The following is a 22,151-nucleotide window of genomic DNA, read 5'->3' on the forward strand; positions in this document are numbered from 1 at the left end:
TAATTATATCTAAAGAAAAAAGGATGCTTTTAGTTATTGTATAAATAGAATGTGGTTATTCAGAAACTTCTTCTCCATATAAATAAATCTCAGCAAACTCTGCCAAACCTCGCATTCCTCTATCCACAACCTTTATTATAAAGTATCGTCCTGCTTTTGTGCCATCCAATTTATAATATTCTACTTCAGGATTATGGAGACTTTGCATCGTTATTTCATCACTTACTTTTATCCAATTTTCTTGGGTTTCCCAATCAGTACTATCTTTCCATCCCATTTCCTGCCAGTCAACTCCCCCTCCTGTTTTTCCGTTCCAATATTCTTCATGGTCGAAATTCCACCAAGTCTTAGAGGCAGAGCTAACATAGAACTCGATTTTGTAATTATGTTTATCCTTTTCATTATCATTCTGTCTATGCATTAATCCTATTTTCGTAAAAGCATGGAGTTTCCTTGTATCTATGACTAAAATAGGCGGTACGTCCTTTGCATTAGGACCGTTCCAATCACTTTCCCAAAATGTCTCTGAATTATCATCAATTAAATGTTTGAAACTGCCCGGTTCATTCCATTGTCTTTCTTCATATTTACCGGTAGCCGTCCATCCGGTACGATCCAGCTGTTTCATTTCCTTTACAGTCAAAGTTCCCTGCAACGTACCCTCGGTCCAGTCTTCCACAATCGGATCGGACAGTGTGGCGCCACGTTCACCTACGTAAAGGTCGTAAGTATAACTTTTACCGGCTTCGGCTGGTTTGATGCCTGTAATCTTTCTTGTACCGCCAGTCGTCGTTCCTACTTCAACAAACGTTTCCGTATTGCTACCCTCGCCCGGTATTACCAAAGCGGCATACGTATCATTGTCCATTGCATAGGGTGTGATGGATTTCACGGGGCCTTCCACGTTCACCGGAGAAATGGCGGCATACTGAGAGTTGACGATCAGTGACGTCACACTGCCCAGCCCATCTTCTACACCGGCTATTTTGATGATAACACGTGCCATCCGACGGTTCATATTCAGTTTCAATACACCGTCAGCAGGTCTTTCGGATATTTCCGTCGTACCGGTCATGTAGTCCGCATTGGTGATGTTTTCGTTCGATGATTGGTCGGAAGGCAGAATGAAAGTGTTGAAAGAGACACTCGCCACTGCGGGATAATACGCATGATAAGCTACCGCTTCCGGATAAGATTCCGCCCATGCCAAGCCGTTTTCCCCTTCGGTTGCCCAGTTCTTATCCGCGCCCATCGTGTATACCACAGGGAGCTCATCGCCACATCCAACCGCCAGTTTGTCACCTTGATTAAATGTCTGTTGGCTGGCATCATTCGCCCCCATAGGGTTGCTACGCGTGAACAGCGAATTGCCGTCCACCACAGCGTTTATCAGAACCTTGTCAGCATTTGTCGCTGAACCTTGTCCTTGCACTTCATCGTCGTCGTTGCTGCAAGCCGAAAATGCAGTAAGAGCTGCAAGCAAATAAAAATATCTGAATGTTTTCATTGTATATTCTACTTAATTGAGTGACTAATTGTTATCTGCCTATTTGATTGCCTCCAGATCCGATTCAGAAGTAACCACATCCATCGTCAGAGTATAGCAAGTACCCTCCGTGAGTTGAGCTTCATCAGATTTCCATTCATAATCCGCATCACCGATATTGAAAGTAACAGTCAACGTTCCGGCATTTTGCGGCAACAGAATACACTCGTAAGCTCCCTCCGCATTCTTGAAAGGCGTGATGCTTGCCGTGCCGGCAGAAGAAGCGGCTACTACAGCCGGTGTTGCCATCGTCAAATCGCAAGTTCCGCTTAAAATCACGCCATTCGCCTTCAGGTTGTCCACCGGTGCTGCAACTCCACCGCTAACGGGTTTGATAATCAGTTTGCACAATTTATGTTTCAATTTGATATCAAGTCTGCCATCCTCATTTTGAAGATTGACCGCTCTCTTCGCCAACAGAAAGTCTGCCGTCTTCAAAGCATCTTCCGTGCTCTGATTAGAGGGAACTTTTACTTCAAGACTTCCGTTTGTCAATTGCACGTCGTCTTTAGCAGGCGCAAAGGCACATACTGTTATATTCGGAGTATTGGGGTCCCACATCAATGCCTCGCCACTGGAAGTATTCCACCCATCATCGCCCTTTTGCATCAGAATGTTGTAGTTATACTCCGCATTTCCGGGGTTGTCGATAATCAACTGGAACTGTTCTAAGTTTTCACTGTTATAACCGGCACGCGTCTGCAAGTCGCCTACCCCCACCGAAAGTTGTATCTGACGGCTATCTGCCGTAGAATTATCGACAGACAGTCCTTCTGTCTGTGAGCAGCTTGCAAGTAGTCCAATAACCGCTGCCGACAAAAAAATCTTTTTCATATTATCTAAAAGATTAAGAAGTTTAAAAATCAATTAAAGTCCATTCGCGAAATAATAATCTGTTCAGACTTCGCTCCAAAGAATCACTTTGGGACCGACCATATATGAACGGTCCCAAAGCTGCTTCTTTCAATTAAGAGTTGTCATTCAATCTACCGTCTGAAGATCGATTTCTGCAAACTCAACCATATCCCGAGTACCACTATATGTCACTTTGATAATGAAGTACCGGCCTTTCACGCTACTGTCCAAATCAAAATATTCATATTCGGGGTGATGCAGACTCTTCATCTCTGTCACCTTGCCCACAGGCACCCAGTTGGTTTGATTCTCCCAGTTAGTATCTGTCTTCCATCCATATTCAGTCCAGTCGACATCTCCACTTTCTTTTCCTTCCCAAAATTTCTCATGGTCAAAATTCCACCAGGTTCTGGAATCGGAACTAACATAAAACTCAAGTTGGTAATTATGCTTATCCTTTTGACCATCATTATTTATATGCATAAATCCGATTTTACCGAAAGAATGCTCTTCTTTCGTATCTATAACCAAGACAGGAGGAAGGTCTCTTGCATTAGGCCCATCCCAATGGCTTGCCCAATATGTTTCAGGATCACCATCCAAAAGATGTTTGAATTTGCCACCCGAATTATATCGTCTTTCTTCATATTTACCTGTAATCTCCCAGTTACTGCTATGATGAATAACCAATACGTGCATATTTTTCTCCGATGAAGAAGCAACAGGCTCACTATTCATACGAATCGGAAGCACATAATCACCCCATTCCAGTTTCACACCTGTAAAGGTTATAAATAAATCGGCAGTCTTTTGTCCCTTACGCAATTGTATATTTTCGGAAAATTCATAACATTCTGCCGGCAATAGCTGATACGTAGGATACATTGCAGCCGCATATTCTTTATCAACCTCAAATGTGCATGTAAGTCCCCACTGGTTTTCCGCATCAATACCAAATTCAACCGAGTTGACGTGAGGAGTGCCATTCTCATACTGTACAATCCGTTCGACAGCACTATTGAAGCCTACAGACGGACTAACGACATTGATTTTCATAAATATCTCATTTTTTGCAGCATTCACCAGGTCGCTCTCACTACGTAAACATATGGGTAATACCCATGTAGAATTGGGGGCAGTGTTTATTTCATCCTCAATGACTTTGGGTGTCATGGACACAGTAACCTGCTTGTAGAACTCTTCCGTTGCAAAATCCAAATGCAAGTTGTCAATGGAGTAGCCTTTGGTAAGTACCTTGTAATTGGTCCCTTCGGGAATGCTGTATTTTTGGTCTACCTCTGCCTGTGTCAGCGTATGGATGTCGCAAGCAGCCGGCTGCGCCATAAAGTCCTTACCGCCGAGATTGACAGAGAAAGAATATGTACTCTTCTCATCAGCATTGTATAAAGTGATTTCAGGGGTTCCGTATTCTTTTATATACAACACTTTATTGTACTCCTCAGGAACCAAATTGTCCAATTCATATTTATCTTGCTCGCAAGCCGCCAACAAGGCAAGCATACTTGCAATTCCTATAAACTTAGTTTTCATAATGTATTCTTTTATATATTAATAACCGGGAGACTGCACTAACTGCGGATTACTGTATATTTCCGTGTCATCCGGTGGAAGTAAATACAAACGATTATACCATCTCAATGGTTGTTCCGCTAATATCGGTTTATTAAATTCCTCAAAAGTAGGATCTACCTTGTTGTTGTTCAAAACATAAATTTTACCGGCACCAGATACTTGAGGAGCGATTGTCCAGCGACGCATATCGTAGTAACGATGTCCTTCCTTAAACAATTCAACAAAACGTTCGTTACGAATCAAATCGACTACACTCATATTCATCCTTGGCATATCCGCCTCTTCCAAGTCATCAAAACCGGCACGTCTGCGTACGAAATTGAGTTGTTTCAAGGCCTCTTTATTATTCCCTAATGCCGCATAACATTCGGCAAGATTCAAATATAGTTCCGCCATACGGACAAACGGCAACCGAGTAGGAGTTCCCGTCACTTTGTTCGTCTTGTCATACTTGATATCGGGTGTCATAAACTTCTTCGTCATAAATCCTGTTCCGGTATAGTTACGGTCATTAAGCACATATCCATTCGTAGCACTATTCTTCAGATTGAGCCAGAGCGGTTCTCCATCACGTATATTCGTAGCATACTGGCAACCGTCAAAAGCAATCCACGCATAATAACGAGCTTCCCGGGCGGCATTAAACTTGATAATGTCGTTCTTTACGTCTTCCTTATCAATATCATCTCTCTCTAAAGCCGGACTCGAAGTACCCTCATAAAAGCGGGTATACCACTCGCTTTTATGATAGAAATCATTATCGTCAGCAGGCAGTTTCCCATTTTCCGTATAAAAACGCTGTACGGTGTTCAGCGTCGGCGCATTGAAAGACCAACCACTCATTGAATGCCAGGTAGTTCCGTTCGTTTTGATAATCTTTCTGGGGGCTTGCGAAAGTGTAGGCCAATAGTCCGTCGGTCCCATACGCTTTGTGTTCACTCCCCAAATAAGTTCGTTGTTTCCGTCACTTTCGTTCGAAGCTACCAAATACTGGAACATACGAACACGTTCTTTAAACAACTCATTCTCCGGTGTATCTTCTTCTTTGCCGGGTATAAAAGGCAATGGAACTTTTTGTTTTTCAGCTATCGAATTAGCGGTTTCTATATCAAACAATTTATAACCCGCCTTCTCGGCAGCTGCGAAAGCCTCCTGACACGCGGTCAATGCAGTTTCCCATTTTTTTCGTTCATATTGAGAACTTACCAGTTCATTACCATATCCCGGAGTTTCGTATTTGCTATTTTTCCAACTCTTATCGTAGAACGAACCATTCCATAAAGGAGAAGCGGCATAAAGTAGCACACGGGCTTTAATACACTTACAAATAGTGGCATCAGCACGTCCCGCATCACTAAGTTCTCGTTTATCGGGAAGCAGATAGGCAGCCTGATCAAGTTTATCAACAATGTATTTCACACAATAATCAAAGTGCGAACGTCCCGGCATCTCATTCTTAGTTATGTTAGGGTCCATCATTTCCGAAACGATAGGAATGGGGCCGTAAGTATTCAGCAATCGGAAATGGTAATATGCATCCAAAAAGTAACACTCGCCTTTGTATTCGTCTTTATCATCTTCTGTCACTCCGACCGGATTTAAGATATCAATCTGTTGTAGGAAACGATGTACTTGCCCTAATGCAGAATACCATGTATACCACATTCCGATACCATCAGTTGTATTAGCTGTACCAAACTGAATTTTCTGGCATTGCCCTGACCACGTCAGTGGATAAAGTGTCTCGTCCGAACCATTTTCAAGATAATTGATATTATATGTATGAAACTCCAGTATTGGAGCATAGCAGGAAAATAAAAATCCCAGTGTTGCAGATTTGTCTGTCATCGTATCTTCCATGTCCGGTTGTGCCGGAGGAATGACATCCAAGTAATTGCATGAAGAAAAACAGGCCAGGCAGGTTATGCCGACAAAACCTGATTTTATGAATCGATTGGTATACTTTAAAATGTTCATATCTGAATTATTTTTATGAATTGTACATTTAGAATGTAAGTTGTACTCCAAGATTGAAAGTACGCTGCAATGGGTAGGCATTCCATGCAAGCTCCGGATCCCATAATTTGAACGGGCTGAACACTGCAAGATTGTCCCCATTGAAATAAACACGGCAATGAGGGAATGTATAACCGAATTCCAGTGTTTTGAACCGTAAAAAATTAGCATTGCGCATCCAGAAGGAACTCTTCACAATATTATTTTGAATGTCACTGATAGTTGTTCCCAAGCGGGGATAAACCGCATTTGGATTCGGATTATCTACCGACCAATGCCCGTCGGCAATCCATTGCATCAAGTTAGTCGGCAGAGTTTGCCCTGAATGTCCGTCACCTCCTCCGCTTTGGAAAGGAGCATATCCCTCATTAATCATAATCTTACGTTTGGCAGAACCATTGAAGAATACACCAAAATCAAACTTCTTATAAGTTAGATTTAAGCCAAAACCGTATTGAATATTGGGAATGTCTGCATAGGGAGAAAGCATTACTTGGTCTTGTTCCGTGATTTGTCCGTCACCGTTAATATCCCGATACTTGATATCACCCGGACGCAGGTTGTTCCCCCCCAATTGCGACTGATCCGCCCAGTTGTCTATCTCTTCTTGACTGCTGAATAATCCGTCGGCTAAATATCCGGTTAGTGTATTCAACGGTTTGCCGGTTTTCGTCTGCCATACATACGGATAGTCCGGTTCGTCAGCATATTCATATTTATTACGGTTGAAAGTAAAGTTTCCGCGGAAATCAACAAACCAGTTCTTACCGAATTGTTTATTCCAGTTTAGGCTTATTTCCACACCTTTGTTGATTACTTCACCAATATTACTCCAAGGCACATACCCTCCATATCCCAATAAACTGGGGAAAGAAGCACGCTTCATCAAAATCCGGTCACGATGGTCATAGAAATAATCAAATGTAAGATTCACTTGATCGAAAAATGAAATATCAACTCCGACATTTAATTTTTTCACACGTTCCCAACCTGCGTTCTGTATGGCAAGAGTTTTGAATTCAGGTCCTTCACGGACAATCGTACTACCCGGCATACCGGTAGAGTATATTAATCTTTTGTCGTAGAACTCATTTATACCAGCATTAGGAGCGAAATTAATCTGATTGTAATAAAGGAAATGGGGAGCATCTTTGTTGAACTGATCGCTACCAACCAGCCCGTAAGAACCTCTGATTTTCAAATGGTTGATATACTTTGAAGCCGGTTCCCAGAAATCTTCGTTACTTACCACCCATCCGAGAGACACAGCAGGGAAAAACTCGAAACGTGTACCCGAAGCCAAACGTTCGGAACCGTTATATCCGAAGTTGAACTCTACAAGATATTTATTGGCATAGTCGTAAGTGATACGACCTGAATAACCTTGGTTACGATTAGGAAGTATGGAATTGCGATATTCACGCATCATGTACATTGCCATGGCGGTGAGATTATGATATCCGAAACTACGTTTCCAGTCCAACCGTGCATCCAAATAGAAAGTCTGGTCCTGTTCTTTTTTGTGATCGGACTCTTCAATAAAATATTTTCCGGTTTTCAATGCTTCCAAATCATACTCATTTGTTTCCGGATCGAAAGAGTTCGCTTTCATCTGATAATAGAAAGGGTCGATAGAACGTTTATATTTGGAGTGTGAATAATTTTTAAAGTTAACCAATACCTTCGCACTCAGTCCTTCTGTGATGAAATCTAATTTCTGAGCCACATTCAAAGAAGTGTTCATTGTATTATAATTGACTTCTTGAAACGACTTCAACATATTGGCATATGGATTCTCACCATATACTCCCGGGATTAATACTACATTACCGAAACGGATATGCCCCCTGTCCCCCTCTTGTGCTGGAAAAGCAGCAGGAAACGATACGGGATTGGTGGCCATTACACTTTTATACATATCAGCAGTAGAGTACTCAGGACCATTACGATGTCCCATTTGTGTCATGATACGCAGGTCTACTGTTGTTGTATTGGATAATTTGTAGGAGATATTGTTCTGAAAATTATATTCCCACGTGTTGAAGTTAGTGTCATAGAAATAGTTCTTTGGCGTATTCATCAAACCTGTATCGTGGTTGGCCTGCAAGCTTAGGAAGTAGGTAACTCTTGAACCACCCCCCTGTACATTAACATTAGCACGTTGGTTAAAATTTCCTTTTTTAAATATAGTATCATACCAGTCCACGTTTGGATATGCGTACGGATTGATTCCATCTGCAGTGTATTGAATTTGGTCGGCATTATAAACGTCATCATAATCACGTGCCTGACGGGCTTCGTTAAACTTGCGCATGTAAGTAGGACCGTCTGCAAACTCAATACGATTCATTGGCTGGAAATAAGAAGTTTCCAACGACACGTTCACGGTTGCTTTCGTATTTTCAGAACCGCTTTTCGTTGTCACCAACATGACACCATTCGCACCCCGGTTACCATAAATAGCTGTTGCAGATGCATCTTTCAGTATGGTGAAACTTTCAATTGTTTCTGCCGGAATCGTGTTCAAGTCGCCGGATGAGATTTCCACTCCATTGAGCAAAATCAAAGGTGTGGCTACGCCACCGAACGTATTGATACCACGAATATAGAAATCGGAAGCTGCTCCCGGTTCACCACTATTCGTTTTTGCAACCACACCAGACAATTTACCGGCAAGGTTGTTGGTCAATGAAGAAGACGGAGCTTTCAGGACAGTACCTTTCACGCTGGCAATAGAACCTGTCACTGAGACTTTCTTCTGCGTACCGGCACCGATAATCACAACTTCATCCAATACTTCATTATCCGACACCATTTTAATCTGGATAACGCCCAAATCACCTACTATTACCGTCTGGCTCTTATAACCGATATAAGAACATTCCAATTCCGTTTTGTTAGTCACCTCTAATTTGAATTTACCATCAAGGTCGGTAATAGTACCTCGGTCACTACCTTTAACGCGGATATTAACCCCTACCAGTGACTCGCCACTGGTAGCATCAATCACAGTTCCATATAAAGTGCGTTTCAATGGAGCTTTGTTTTGCAAAACCTCTTGCACAGGAATACCACTATTCTCAGCCACGGCATCCAACGGATAACTGCCGAGAATACAAGCAAACAATGGCAAGGCAACCACCATTCTTTGCTTCTTTTTCAATGAATTTAAATCCATACTGAAAATTATTAAAGTTAACAATAGTTTTTTGATCATTTTATTTCATGTGAAACCTGTCCGGTTCACGTCATTTAATCTGATCGAAAAAATATTTTGATAAATAATTAATTTACTCAATCACTCCCACATATCCTCCGTTGCGAACCATCTTCAACGTCAATGTAGAAGTAGAGCGAATCTCTGACTCCCGCCTTATGTAATCCATCGCCGAACGGTCGGCATTCATGCCGTCGGCAAAGCCGGTCAGATGAAAATCCCTATTGGGAGAAAGGAAATCGAGGTTGACCGTGACAGTACGCGGCTCACCATTCGTAATAGCCCCCACGAACCACTTATCTCCACTCCGACGGGCAATAACTATATATTCGCCCAACTTGGCATCCAAAACTCTCGTCTCATCCCATACCACAGGAACACTGGCTATGAAATCCGTACAGGGACGTTCGCGATAATACAACGTAGGACTGTCCGCCAACATTTGCAGCCCGCTTTCAAATACTACATACAGTGCCATCTGATAGGCACGTGTCCCCGAAGCGGCAGGATTCCCATGCGTCCATATATCAAAATGGTTTTCTTCTGGATGAACATTATTCATGGCTCCCGGAGTAAAATCCATCGGTCCTACAGTGTTACGGATGAAAGGCAGCCAAATGCTGTTCGCAGGATCGCAACGCTTGCCCATCTCCATACCTACCACTCCTTCGTACGAAAGCACATTGGGGTAACGGCACTCCAGTCCGGCAGGCTTGAAAGAACCATGGAAATCGATTACGAGTTTGTGTTTGGCTGCTTCTTTAGCTACACGCTCATAGAAATTCACCATCCACTGGTCGCTGCGTTCCATAAAATCTATCTTTAATCCTGCTACTCCCCATTCGGCATACTTGGCGAACAATTGGTCAAAATGTTTTTCTACTGTAAGCCAACTCAGCCAAAGCAGAATCTTCACATTATGCTCTTTGGCATAGCGGATAACCTCCGGCAGATCGATTTCCGGATGAGGAGTCCAAGGATCACTGGCGGCTGCCATCCAAGCACCGTCCATCAATGTATATTCCAACCCCAACTCCGCTGCAAAGTCTATATAATATTTATAAGTCTGCGTATTGGCACCCACTCTGAAATCTACATCATAAATACGGGGATTCCACCATTCCCAACTTGATTTACCAGGTTTTACCCAACTATAATCGGCAAGTTCACAGGGTGCTGAGAGTTTATATACCATTTCATTCTCAACCAATACCTTTTCGTTTTTCGCAATCACGAAGAAACGCCAGGGGAAACTTCTTTTTCCTGACGTCCGGGCAATATACGAGGCTTCTTCCAAAATTTTGAATTTGTAATCATTATCGTCCTCGAAACGGACAGGACATTTGGGAAACAAGGCATACATTCCATTGTTACCTGTACTTTTCAGAAACATACAGGGATAATCGGTAAGGTCGGCTTCCGATATCAAAATCTTACAACCACCGGGCGTTTCAAGCAATGCCGGCAAATAAGCCATGATATCATCCTTCCGGTAACTTTCCGTCTGCATACAGGTATAAACAGACTCATAAGAGGTGGAGAAAGCATGTGCTTCACCCAAACAGGCACGATAATCGGTAGGAAAGTTGATATTGAAATCTTCTCCGACTACCTCTATCGGACTTTTTCTATCAGTAATGAAACGATAGGCTACACCGTCATCAAAAACACGAAATTCTACAGTATAATCTCCCGCCATATTCATGCGCAAATAATTATAATGATTGCGCACCGTTTCATTTTTCAGGGGAATCTCCCGCTTCCTGCTTTCATCTACCGTGCCTTTCCGCACTTTTCTCAGCACAGGTTTTACTCCCAATGTACCATCGGAAAGGGTCATCCCCATCGTACACCTATCTAATAATATATCATCACCGGTAAAGACTGAATAATAAATCTTATCTTTCAGCTCGATGCTGACTTTTACAGTACCGTCGGGAGAATATACGTTCAGTACTTTCCCGTAGACAGCACCGCTGACTGCAAGTTGAATGAGCACCCCTATCACTCCAATGAGTATCTTCTTCATTTTATCGATTTTTTTATCAACATAACTTAATTTTAATGTTTGCAAAATACGATATTTAAATTTGCAAGATAGGCGATTATTTTACCTAAAAAAGACAAAATTTTGCCTTTTGTATATTCTACGCTATACTCAGAACTCCTTTCACAAACCTTCTACCTCTACCCCTGTCTACAAATCCGTTTGGCAGAATTTTAGCCTTTATAGGCAAAATTTTAGCCTTTATAATCCTAGGCAATTTATACATTTGCACATTATTATATTTATTAAAATTGCAAATTTCTTATGAGGACAATCACCAAAAACGCATGGAGAAGTTTCTGTATGGCGGCAGCTATGACAGCAATTTGCTCATGTACCCCGTCCACTCAAAAAGTAGACAGACAAACTGAGAAACAAGATGACTATTATGTGGCAGCTTATATCTGGCCGTCATGCCACAACGACCCGATGGGACAAGACACTCTATGGGGAGAAGGCATCGGTGAATGGGAAGTCATCAAAAAAGGTAATCCCCGTTTCGAAGGACACTACCAGCCGAAGGTACCTTTGTGGGGATATGAAATGGATGATGACACGCAAGTAATGGAGAAATGGATTGATGTGGCAACCGCCCATGGCATCAATATGTTTATCTTCGACTGGTACTGGTATGATGGACAGCCTTTTCTGGAAAGCACCGTCAACAACGGATTCCTGAAAGCCAAGAATAACGAAAAAATGAAATTCTACCTGATGTGGGCCAATCACCACGTGGCACACAATTATTGGAATGTACACCGGTACAAGGATGACAAATCGCGTCTATGGAACGGTACGGCAGACTGGGATAACTTCAAAATCATCGTAGAACGGGTGATACGCCAATATTTCCACAAGCCAAACTATTTCAAAATAGACGGTTGCCCGGTATTTTCCATTTTCGGTTACTACGAATTGCGCGAGAACTTCGGTGATGCCAAAGGAGTGAAGAAGGCGATGGATTACTTCAGAGAGGAGGTGAAAAAAGCCGGATTCCCGAATTTACATCTCCAGCTTATCGGTGATGGCTTCCCCTTCCCCGAATTTATGGAAATGGTGGCTACGGTAGGCGTCAACAGTGTAACAAAATACAACTGGGGATGGCCTTTCGAAGAAGACTATGTATCATGGGGAACAAAAGCCATGCAACGCAGGGAACAGTGGACGCAAGCACTGGATTCGCTCGGAGTTCCTTTCTTCCCGAATGCATCTATCGGTTGGGATGATTCCCCCCGGTTCCCGAACAAAAAAGCCGATGAAATCGTGCATTATAACGATTCGCCCGAAAGTTTTGCTGCTTTCTTGCAAAAGACGAAAGAGTACGTAGACCAACGCCCTGGACGTCCCAAACTGATTACAATCAACTCTTGGAACGAATGGGTGGAAGGCAGCTATCTCCTGCCCGATATGAAGAACGGTTTCGGTTACTTGAACGCCGTAAAACAAGTGATGAACGGTGAATATGAGAATTTTGGAAATAAAAACTAATCAGTACTATATTATGATGAAACGAAAATTTGGAATGTTAGGACTCCTGTTTCTGTCGCTAACTTTCGGTGCATGCCAAGATAGCAATGAGAATGAAATAATTGAGCCGGAACCACAGCCACCTGTAGCTATGGGTAAGGACACGACATTAGAGTCACCCGATGGAGGGCTAAAAGTGGAAATTTCGACTGAAGGAAATATCACGTATACCGTCTCACACAATGGTGTAACAGTGGTAAACGCATCCCCCGTCTCCATGACACTGGACGACGGACAAACCTGGGGAAAAGGTTCTACTTTCATCGGTTCTACCAAAGAATCGGTCAACACAACCATTGATTCGCCGTTTTATATCCGAAAATCGGTGAATGATATCTACAATGAACTGACATTGCACTTCTCCGAAGAGTTCCGCATCGTGTTCAGAGCTTACAACGAAGGAATGGCTTACCACTTCGAATCAGAGCGGAAAAAGAATTTCAAGGTCCTATCGGAAGAAGTGGATTTCAGTTTCCCCTCCAGCTTCACTATGACAGCCGCTCTTAGTCCGGGAGCTACAGATACATGGCAGAGAAACGCAAACAACAGCTATGAGAATTTCTATCAGTATGATATCAAGGAAATCTCCGGCGGATGCCAGTTAGCTATGTTGCCGTTGATGGTGAAATGCGAAGGGAAAATCTTGTGTATCGCTGAAGCGAATGTTAAAAACTACCCAAGTATGTTCATTCGCAAAATGCCGGGCAATCACTTGGCAGGTTATCAACAGGAACGTGTCAGAAGTGCCTATCGTGACGGTTCATACAAATGGCCTTCCGAATGGTATAAATATATTGCCAGTTGCGAAGGTTCCATGACATTCCCCTGGCGCATCCTCATGGTGATGGACAAGGAGTCGCAGTTGCTGGACAACGACATGATATACAAATTGGCACCAGCACGCAGCAAATTGTTCGACACGTCGTGGATTAAACCCGGCATGAGCACATGGGACTGGATGACAGCCTATTCTCTTGATGGAGTAGGTACCCCGGGTATCCATTTAGAAAATTACATATACCACATCAACTTTGCCAAAGAAATGGGTATCCCTTACATCACTATCGATGCAGGAAGTATCAATATGTGGGGAACCGATTTTTCTTATGATTCTTGCTTAAAAGATGTCATCGAACAAGCTAGAAAGAGTAACATAGGTGTATGGGTGTGGATGGAAGCGGCTTTCTTCTCCGATGTATTGGAGAAGGCAGATAACAGCACGTTTGAATACATATTCAGAAGGCTGAGCAATGACGGTATCAAAGGTATAAAAATAGACTTCTTTGAACGTAGCGACCAAGAATATATTGACCTGCAATGGAAAATAGCGGAAATGGCAGCTAAATACAAACTCCTGCTCAACCTGCACAGTTCTCCTGTTCCCCACGGACTGCACCGTGCCTATCCGAACATACTTGCATACGAAGCAGTAAAAGGACAGGAACATCTGAAATATGAGGGCGGCAGAAATGGCGACTGGATAACTTATGACGTCACTTTCCCCTTCCTGCGCGGTATGGCAGGCCCCACCGACTACACTGCGGGGCTGATGCGTAACGCTTCTCATAGCAAGTGGACAGTAAACCACGACCGTCCAATAAGCAAAGGTACCCGATGCCGACAAATAGCAGACTACATCGTATTCTTCTCCGGATTGGGTACGCTGGCGGATAACATCACAACGTACGAGAAAGAGAAAGAATGTGCCCGATTCTTAGCTTCCATCCCCACCGTATGGGATGAGACAAAGGTACTGACCAGCAAATTAGGAGAGTATATATCCATTGCACGACAAAACGGTAAAGACTGGTTTGTAGGTGCACTGAATAATCGGACAGATTCGCGCAGTCTGACACTTGACCTTTCTTTCCTTGATTCAGGCACATACGAAGCTGAAATATTCAAAGACGGCGATAACGCCAACACGGATGCTACAAGCTACAAACGAGAGCTCATCACTATCTCCGACAGCCGTCAGTTATCAATAGAGATGAAGAATGGCGGCGGATTTGCAGCCCGTATCTACAAGAAATAAGTTGAACTTTAAATAACAAATTAAATAAGGTATATGAAGAGATTTATTTTTCTGTTTTTTATATTGTGCGGTTTATTAACTGAAAGTTGCAGTAAAAACGATTCGCTGATAAACGAACCACCAAAGGAGACTCCAGGCACAGACAATAAAGACGATGACGATGACAAAGAGGATACCTCCAATGGATTAAAAGTATTATGCTTGGGAAATTCCATCACACGCCATGAATACGCCCCAAGTATCGAATGGTTCTCTGCCTGGGGAATGGCAGCTTCGAAAGAAGAGAACGACTATTGCCATCAACTGGAGAGAATGTTGTGCCAACAGCGTCCCGGCTCAAAAGTGACTCCACTAAACATAGCCGATTGGGAGCGCAATCTGTCCATGAACCTGAATACATTGCTGGACCAGCATTGTAAAGACAAAGATGTCATAGTCATTCGTTTGGGAGAAAATGTAGAAGATAAGACGGCTTTTAAAACGGCAATAGGCCGGTTGGTGAGTTATTGCAAAAAACAAGCGAAGCATGTGTTTATTACCGGCTGTTTCTGGAAGGACGACGAGAAAGAGGCGGCTATCAAACAAGCGGCAACAGCTTATGGAATTCCTTATGTAGACCTTAGAGGAATCGACCAAGTGGGTGTCACTCGCCCTTCTACGGGAGATATTCTGTATGATTTAGACGGAAAACCTTATACGATAACGAAAGATTTCATTATAGCCCATCCCAATGATAAAGGCATGAAAAGAATAGCGGAGGAAATTATGAAAGCGTTCTTACTTCATATCAAAGACGACGACACAGCACCCAGCTATGCCGCACGTTCGTTCACATTAGATAATCCTCAAACTTTCGTTTTTCTACCTGCCTCCCACACTTCTATGGGACGAGCCGTTGTGGTATGCCCCGGTGGTGGATACGGGTATTGCGAACCGGAAGACAATTATGAAGGGAATGGCTGGGCTTCATTCTTCAACGAACGGGGAATTGCCTTAATTGTGGTAAAATATACACTTCCCGCAGGTAACTGCCAATTGCCAATCGCTGACGCAGAAACAACCATCAAACGTGTTCGCGAACATGCGAAGGAATGGTATGTCAACAAAGATGATGTGGGAATTATGGGATTCTCCGCAGGGGGACACTTAGCTTCAACTATTGCCACTCACTCCACAGGAGATGCACATCCCAACTTCCAGATCCTGTTCTATCCGGTTATTACAATGGGAGCCCAAGGACATGCATGGTCACGTGAAAACTTCTTGGGTAAAAACCCTTCAACGGCACAAATGGAACTTTATTCTAACGAAAAACAGGTAAAAACAGATACGCCACGTGCTTTCATTACATTCACCGAAGATGACACGGAAGTTCCTCCCACTGTAAACGGCAAAGCCTACTATCAGGCATTGATAAATAAAGGGATACCTACAAAATTAGTCAGCTGGCAAAGCAGCAACGGATGGGGCGCCGGACATGGATGGGGAAATCTAGGCTCTTTTGTACATCATGAGGAATTAATGTCTCAACTTTCAGACTGGTTGAAGTCATTTTAAAAAGTAAAAATAATATATGAAAAGGAACAATTTATATTTGTCTGTCTTATTGTCCGGCTGCGTGCTATGCAGTTGCAACGGACAGCGATGGACGGAATCCGTAGCAGACGGATATCATCTGATAACGCAAAAAGACGGCGCCACATTGGGATACAGTCCAACGTCAGGAATCACTATTATCCAACAGGACGGCTACGCATTCAAAGACTTGAACCGCAACGGCCGACTAGACGTGTATGAAGACTGGCGACAACCGATAGATGCACGTGTGGCGGACTTGACCGCCCAACTCAGCATGGAAGACATCGCAGGGCTTATGCTGTACAGCAGTCATCAGACCATCCCCGTGAACAGAAACGTCTATAACGGCAAAACACATACCGAAAGCGGTATGCCTGCCTGGGAACTGACCGACGAACAAAAGACGTTTCTCGAGAAGGACGGAGTACGCCACGTGCTTATCACCTCTGTGGAAAGCCCGGAAACGGCTGCCCGTTGGAACAATGCGGCACAAGGTTATGTGGAAGGTCTAGGATTCGGCATTCCGTGCAATAACTCTTCCGACCCCCGCCACTCATCGCGGACAGATGCGGAATTCAACGCCGGCGGAGGTGGCAAAATCTCCATGTGGCCGGGCAGTTTGGGCATGTGCGCCACTTTCTCGCCCGAAATCATGAAACGTTTTGCGGAAATAGGCTCCATCGAATACAGGGCACTGGGGTTCGCCACTTCCCTTTTTCCGATGGTGGACGTAGGAACCGACCCGCGATGGATGCGCTTTTGCTATACAATGGGAGAAGGTACCAAACTTGCTACCGATATGGCACGTGCCTATTGCGACGGTTTCCAGACATCGGAAGGTGATGCGGAAATCTGTGACGGATGGGGCTGGCACAGTGTAAACACAATGGTGAAACACTGGCCGGGCACCGGAGCATGCAACGAAGGCGGACGCGACGGTCATCAGGGGTATGGAAAATACGCTGTTTTCCCCAACGGCAATTTCGAACTGCATACGTTGCCTTTCACGGAAGGCGCTTTTAAGCTGGAAGGCAAAACCAAGGTATCGGCTGCCCTGATGCCCGACTACTCCGCTTGCGTAGGTTTCGAACCGGACGGTGTAGGCAGTGGATTCAGCCGAAAGTTTATTCAGGATATGCTGCGCGAACAACAAAACTATGACGGAGTGATTTGCTCCGACTGGGGAATCACGCATGACGAAGTAGGAGTATACGCCTGCAAAGGAAAACCATGGGGCATGGAAACCAAAAGCGTGGCAGAACGCCATTACAAAGTTCTGATGGCAGGAGTCGACCAATTCGGTGGAAATAACGACCGGGGACCTGTGCTCGATGCTTACCATATAGGAGTGGAAAAACAGGGGGAAGAATGGATGCAGCAACGTATGCGGACTTCCGCCCGCCGTTTATTGACCAATATCTTCCGTACCGGTTTGTTCGAGAACCCTTATCTCGATCCGGCACACACAAGCGAAGTGGTAGGCTGTCCCGAATTCATGCAGGAAGGATACGACGCCCAGTTGAAAAGCGTTGTCATGCTAAAGAACCATGCAAGCGTACTGCCGTTGGAAGGAAAGAAGAAAGTGTATATCCCTGAGCGTTATGTCCCCTCCTACATTGACTTCTGGGGTGGACGTATTGAGGAACAGCACATCACTCCGCTGAGCAAGGAACTGGTGGAAAGATACTTCGAGCTGGTTTCCACTCCGCAAGAAGCTGACGCAGCTATCGTATTCATCGAATCCCCCAACAGTGGTTACGGTTTCGACGAAGAAGCTGCACGCACAGGAAAAGATACGGGTTATCGCCCTATCAGCCTGCAATACAGCGACTATACCGCCACTCATGCCCGTGCACAGAGTCTGTCCGGTGGCGACCCGTACGAGGACTTCACCAACCGCAGCTATCGAGGCAAAAGCGTGAAGACAGTCAACAAGAGCGACATGGACCTGGTCATCCAAACAAAGAAGAGCATGGGAGAAAAGCCGGTGATTGTAGCCATCAATGTACTGAATCCTCCTGTGTTGAGTGAGATAGAGCCTTACGCCGATGCATTGTTTCTGTTGTTCGACGTACAGCGTCAGACGGTTCTCGACCTGATGGCAGGAAAAGCGGAACCTTCCGCCCTGCTACCTTTCCAAATGCCGGCAGACATGCGCACAGTAGAGGAGCAGGCAGAGGATACTCCACATGATATGCGTTGTTATCACGATGCCGACGGTCATGTGTACGATTATACGTACGGACTGAACTGGAAGGGTGTGATAGACGACGAACGGGTGAAGAAATACAAGTAATACCTCCTTTTTCAGTTTTCAATAAAAGTTCTGCACGTATGTCGGCTGATTCACTCGCTGGACACGTGCAGAACTTCTTTTTTATTCTAAAAGTAATGGTTCCGCATGCCACGGTTGCTATCCATTGCTTGGTACGACTGTTCTCATTGCTTGGCACAACTGTTTCCATTGCTTGACACAGTCGTTTCCTATTAAGTGGCACAATGATTGTTCCTATAGAAGACAATGGGGTATATGTACATTAAAGTCCGGAAGGCTTACGAAACACTTCTCCTTCTTTTGCCGGTTTGCCCAGCAAAGGCAGACCTTCTTCATCCCAACCGATGGGTTGCATCCGTAAAGAACGGCTATCCACCATAAGCATATCATGAAGTGAATTACGCACCAAATAAAGCATATACCACTCTTTATAATCCGGCGAAGGGACAAAACATATATTGCCGGGAGCGTATGCGTTATTTTCGGGCGATTGCCTGAAAACCGGTTCAGACAATTTAGTCCATGAGGCCGGAGAAAGTGGGTCGCTGTCGGCACTGGTAACTAATAATCCTATGCAGTGATAGGGAGTCCAGTTGGCACTAGCGGAATAATAAACAAGAAGTTTGTCTTTATCGCGGGAATGAAAAAGAAAAGGCATCTCGTTGACGTAGACCGGATAGGCAGCTTTATTCCCATCAGTTCCCACCCATTGACATTCCCATTCATACTTGGGTTCAGATATCAGGACACGTTCGGACGCCAACGTCCACGGGTCGGACATTTCGGCAATATACAAGCATTGCATTTCCTCAAAGATACGCTTGTTTTTCCAGCCGCTCCAAAGCAAATACAGTTTGCCTTTATGTACAAACGGATGCCCGTAAATAGCAAGATTATTGTGAGGATCGGTAGAAATTTTGCCTTTCAATACAAATTCTCCTTCCAACGGGTCGGGGGAAGCATTTTCCAGTACATGCAACTGGCGGTTGTCCGAATCGCCGTCGTCCATGCTAAAATACACATACCATTTTCCATTGATATAATGTATCTGTGGGTCCCAGATATGAGAATAAGACTGACTGTCATTCACCGGCCATATCGTTTTGGTAGGTTCATGCGTTATTTCAGTAATGTCTTTCAATGCCCACAAACAGATTTTATCATCCACTCCGCGAATGTAATAATACATACCGTTGTGAAACAGGGCACCAAAAGCCGGACCGCCAATCGACAAAAGCGGATTCGTATAACAGGAAGCAGAATCTATGGTTCCCGATGCGTGAAATGTCGTTGCTTTATACTGGCAGGAGAAGTTACTGAACAAACAAGCCAATATCCCCACAATATGTATAAGACGTATCATAAAAAATGAACTTTAAGGCTAAAAACTGCGACAAAGGAAGTATAAAAAAAGCAAATATCCGCATTCTAACAGGATTTTATTCCTTGCAGGCAGAATTTTAGCCTTAATAGGCAAAATTTTAGCCTTTATTCATCCGGAGATTTAACACTTTTGCAAAGTGAACATGAAAAACAATTAAAAAAAACACATAAATATTGGTCTGTATGAAAATAGTAATGAAAGGGATGGCGAAGTATTCGTACATCTATGGGGTGTTAATCATGTTGGTGTGTTGCACCGACTCTTATGCCCAATGGAAACCTGCCGGTAACAGAATCGTTACAGAATGGGCAGCACAAGTAGACGTAAGTAACATATTACCCGAATACCCGCGTCCTTTGATGGAACGTACGGAGTGGGTAAACCTGAACGGACTTTGGCAGTATGCCATTCTTCCGTCGGGCAAAGCAATGCCGAAGACGTATGACGGTGAGATTCTGGTACCCTTCGCCGTAGAATCCGCACTTTCCGGTGTAGGAAAAGAATTGGGAGAGAACAACGAGTTATGGTATCGGCGCACCTTTTCCGTGCCTTCCCGTTGGAAAGGGCAACGGGTATTGCTGAATTTCGGAGCGGTAGACTGGAAAACCACCGTATGGGTGAACGGAACCAAACTCGGTGAACACTGCGGCGGATTCACTCCTTTTGCATTCGACATCACACAAGCGCTGAAAAAAGGAGACAATGAAGTAGTGGTGCGGGTATGGGACCCGACGGACAAAGGCAAACAGGCACGCGGCAAGCAGGTAAGCAACCCCGGACATATCTGGTATACACCGGTGAGCGGCATCTGGCAGACCGTATGGCTGGAACCTGTCCCCGAACGTGCCATAGAAAACATCCGGACGACTCCCGACATAGATGGTGGCAAACTGATGGTGGAAACAACAGTGAACAACCCCAAAGCCAACGACCGGATAGAAGTGAAAGTGCTTGACGACAACAAAGTCATCGCCTCCGGCAGTGCACTGAACCATACTTCCGTAGAAATACCGATGCCGGCAGATTGCAAATTATGGTCTCCGGACTCCCCTTCGCTTTATGACTTGGAAATCTCATTCTATGCCGACGGCAAATTGCAGGACAAAGTGAAAAGCTACACCGCCATGCGGAAATTCTCCACACGAAGAGACGAGAAAGGGTACATGCGCCTGCAACTGAACAACAAAGACATCTTCCACTTCGGTCCGCTCGACCAGGGCTGGTGGCCCGACGGACTGTATACAGCACCGACGGACGAAGCCTTGTGCTACGACATCGAAAAGACCAAGGAACTCGGATTCAACATGATACGCAAGCACCTGAAAGTGGAACCGGCACGTTGGTATGCGCATTGCGACCGTCTGGGAATGATGGTATGGCAGGATATGCCCAACGGCGACAAGAATCAGGATTGGCAATATAAGCAGTTCTACTATGGTCCGGAGATGGTACGCACTTCGGAATCGGAAGCCATCTACCGGAAAGAGTGGAAAGAGGTGATGGATTGTCTCTATTCTTATCCCTGCATTGGCGTATGGACACCGTTCAACGAAGCGATGGGACAATTCAAATCCGTAGAAATAGCTGACTGGACCAAGAAATATGACCCGACGCGCCCGGTGAATCCCGCCAGTGGCGGCAATTATTTCCCTTGCGGGGATATTCTCGACCTGCACAGTTATCCGGAACCCGTCATGTTCCTCTTCGATGCCGACCGGGTGAATGTAATCGGTGAGTTCGGCGGAATCGGCATGGCGCTGAAAGGACATCTGTGGAACGAAGACCGTAACTGGGGATACGGCGACCTGAAAGGCAAAGAAGAAGCAACGGAAGAGTACCTGAAGTACGCCAACCGTCTCAAGGAACTGTCGGCATTGGGACTATGCGGTGCCGTATATACCCAAACCACCGATGTGGAATCGGAAATCAACGGACTGATGACCTACGACCGCAAAGTAGTGAAAATGAATGCGGATGCATTACAGAAAGTCAACAGTGAAGTTTGCCGTTGCCTGGATAATCCGTCTCCTGCAAAAAGTTCCCATTAGTAAACATTAAAAAACACTTAATTTGCTATT

The 22,151-nt window shown here is 44.5% G+C and carries 12 protein-coding genes; 5 read left to right on the top strand and 7 right to left on the bottom strand.

Annotated features, from left to right (window positions below):
* Window positions 1-55: 55 nt before the first annotated feature.
* The 6 genes from A4V03_RS15230 to A4V03_RS15255 all read right to left on the bottom strand — a co-directional run bounded on the left by A4V03_RS15230 (window position 56) and on the right by A4V03_RS15255 (window position 11,256).
* On the bottom strand, window positions 56-1,507 hold the full coding sequence (locus A4V03_RS15230; protein ID WP_065539519.1) for a fimbrillin family protein: 1,452 nt from the start codon (window positions 1,505-1,507) through the stop codon (window positions 56-58).
* A gap of 39 nt (window positions 1,508-1,546) precedes the next feature.
* Window positions 1,547-2,380 carry a fimbrillin family protein gene (locus tag A4V03_RS15235; RefSeq protein WP_065539520.1) on the bottom strand — a complete coding sequence of 278 codons (834 nt, stop codon included), beginning with the start codon at window positions 2,378-2,380 and terminating at the stop codon, window positions 1,547-1,549.
* Between the two features lie 147 nt (window positions 2,381-2,527).
* Window positions 2,528-3,952 (bottom strand): DUF1735 domain-containing protein, encoded by a 1,425-nt coding sequence (locus tag A4V03_RS15240; RefSeq protein WP_084081162.1) that lies wholly within the window; start codon window positions 3,950-3,952, stop codon window positions 2,528-2,530.
* A gap of 18 nt (window positions 3,953-3,970) precedes the next feature.
* The gene (locus A4V03_RS15245; protein ID WP_065540458.1) at window positions 3,971-5,971 is read right to left on the bottom strand and encodes a RagB/SusD family nutrient uptake outer membrane protein; all 2,001 of its coding nucleotides are present in this window, start codon (window positions 5,969-5,971) and stop codon (window positions 3,971-3,973) included.
* A 28-nt stretch (window positions 5,972-5,999) separates the two neighbouring features.
* Window positions 6,000-9,188, bottom strand: a complete 3,189-nt coding sequence (locus tag A4V03_RS15250; RefSeq protein ID WP_065539522.1) for a SusC/RagA family TonB-linked outer membrane protein — start codon at window positions 9,186-9,188, stop codon at window positions 6,000-6,002.
* 112 nt (window positions 9,189-9,300) lie between these two features.
* Entirely contained in the window at window positions 9,301-11,256 is a 1,956-nt protein-coding gene (locus tag A4V03_RS15255) for a glycoside hydrolase family 97 protein (RefSeq protein ID WP_008026447.1), read from the bottom strand.
* A gap of 282 nt (window positions 11,257-11,538) precedes the next feature.
* Between A4V03_RS15255 and A4V03_RS15260 the strand changes: the two genes are divergently transcribed.
* Genes A4V03_RS15260 through A4V03_RS15275 form a run of 4 tightly spaced genes read left to right on the top strand, consistent with a single transcriptional unit; the run spans window position 11,539 to window position 18,710 of the window.
* Window positions 11,539-12,762: a glycosyltransferase WbsX family protein gene (locus tag A4V03_RS15260; protein WP_008026451.1), complete on the top strand. Its 1,224-nt coding sequence runs from the start codon at window positions 11,539-11,541 to the stop codon at window positions 12,760-12,762.
* Window positions 12,763-12,775: 13 nt separating this feature from the next.
* The gene (locus A4V03_RS15265) at window positions 12,776-14,836 is read left to right on the top strand and encodes a glycoside hydrolase family 97 protein (RefSeq protein ID WP_158213967.1); all 2,061 of its coding nucleotides are present in this window, start codon (window positions 12,776-12,778) and stop codon (window positions 14,834-14,836) included.
* 33 nt (window positions 14,837-14,869) lie between these two features.
* Window positions 14,870-16,393 (top strand): alpha/beta hydrolase fold domain-containing protein, encoded by a 1,524-nt coding sequence (locus tag A4V03_RS15270; protein WP_065539523.1) that lies wholly within the window; start codon window positions 14,870-14,872, stop codon window positions 16,391-16,393.
* Window positions 16,394-16,409: 16 nt separating this feature from the next.
* Window positions 16,410-18,710 (top strand): glycoside hydrolase family 3 protein, encoded by a 2,301-nt coding sequence (locus tag A4V03_RS15275; RefSeq protein ID WP_065539524.1) that lies wholly within the window; start codon window positions 16,410-16,412, stop codon window positions 18,708-18,710.
* 241 nt (window positions 18,711-18,951) lie between these two features.
* Here the strand turns inward: A4V03_RS15275 and A4V03_RS15280 are convergent, their stop codons facing one another.
* Window positions 18,952-20,052 carry a glycoside hydrolase family 43 protein gene (locus A4V03_RS15280; RefSeq protein ID WP_084081164.1) on the bottom strand — a complete coding sequence of 367 codons (1,101 nt, stop codon included), beginning with the start codon at window positions 20,050-20,052 and terminating at the stop codon, window positions 18,952-18,954.
* Between the two features lie 224 nt (window positions 20,053-20,276).
* On the opposite strand from A4V03_RS15280, the gene A4V03_RS15285 reads away from it, so the two are divergent.
* On the top strand, window positions 20,277-22,121 hold the full coding sequence (locus A4V03_RS15285; RefSeq protein WP_065540461.1) for a glycoside hydrolase family 2 protein: 1,845 nt from the start codon (window positions 20,277-20,279) through the stop codon (window positions 22,119-22,121).
* Window positions 22,122-22,151 lie beyond the last annotated feature (30 nt).

The sequence above is a fragment of the Bacteroides caecimuris genome (assembly GCF_001688725.2).
GTDB classification, from domain to species: Bacteria; Bacteroidota; Bacteroidia; order Bacteroidales; family Bacteroidaceae; genus Bacteroides; species Bacteroides caecimuris.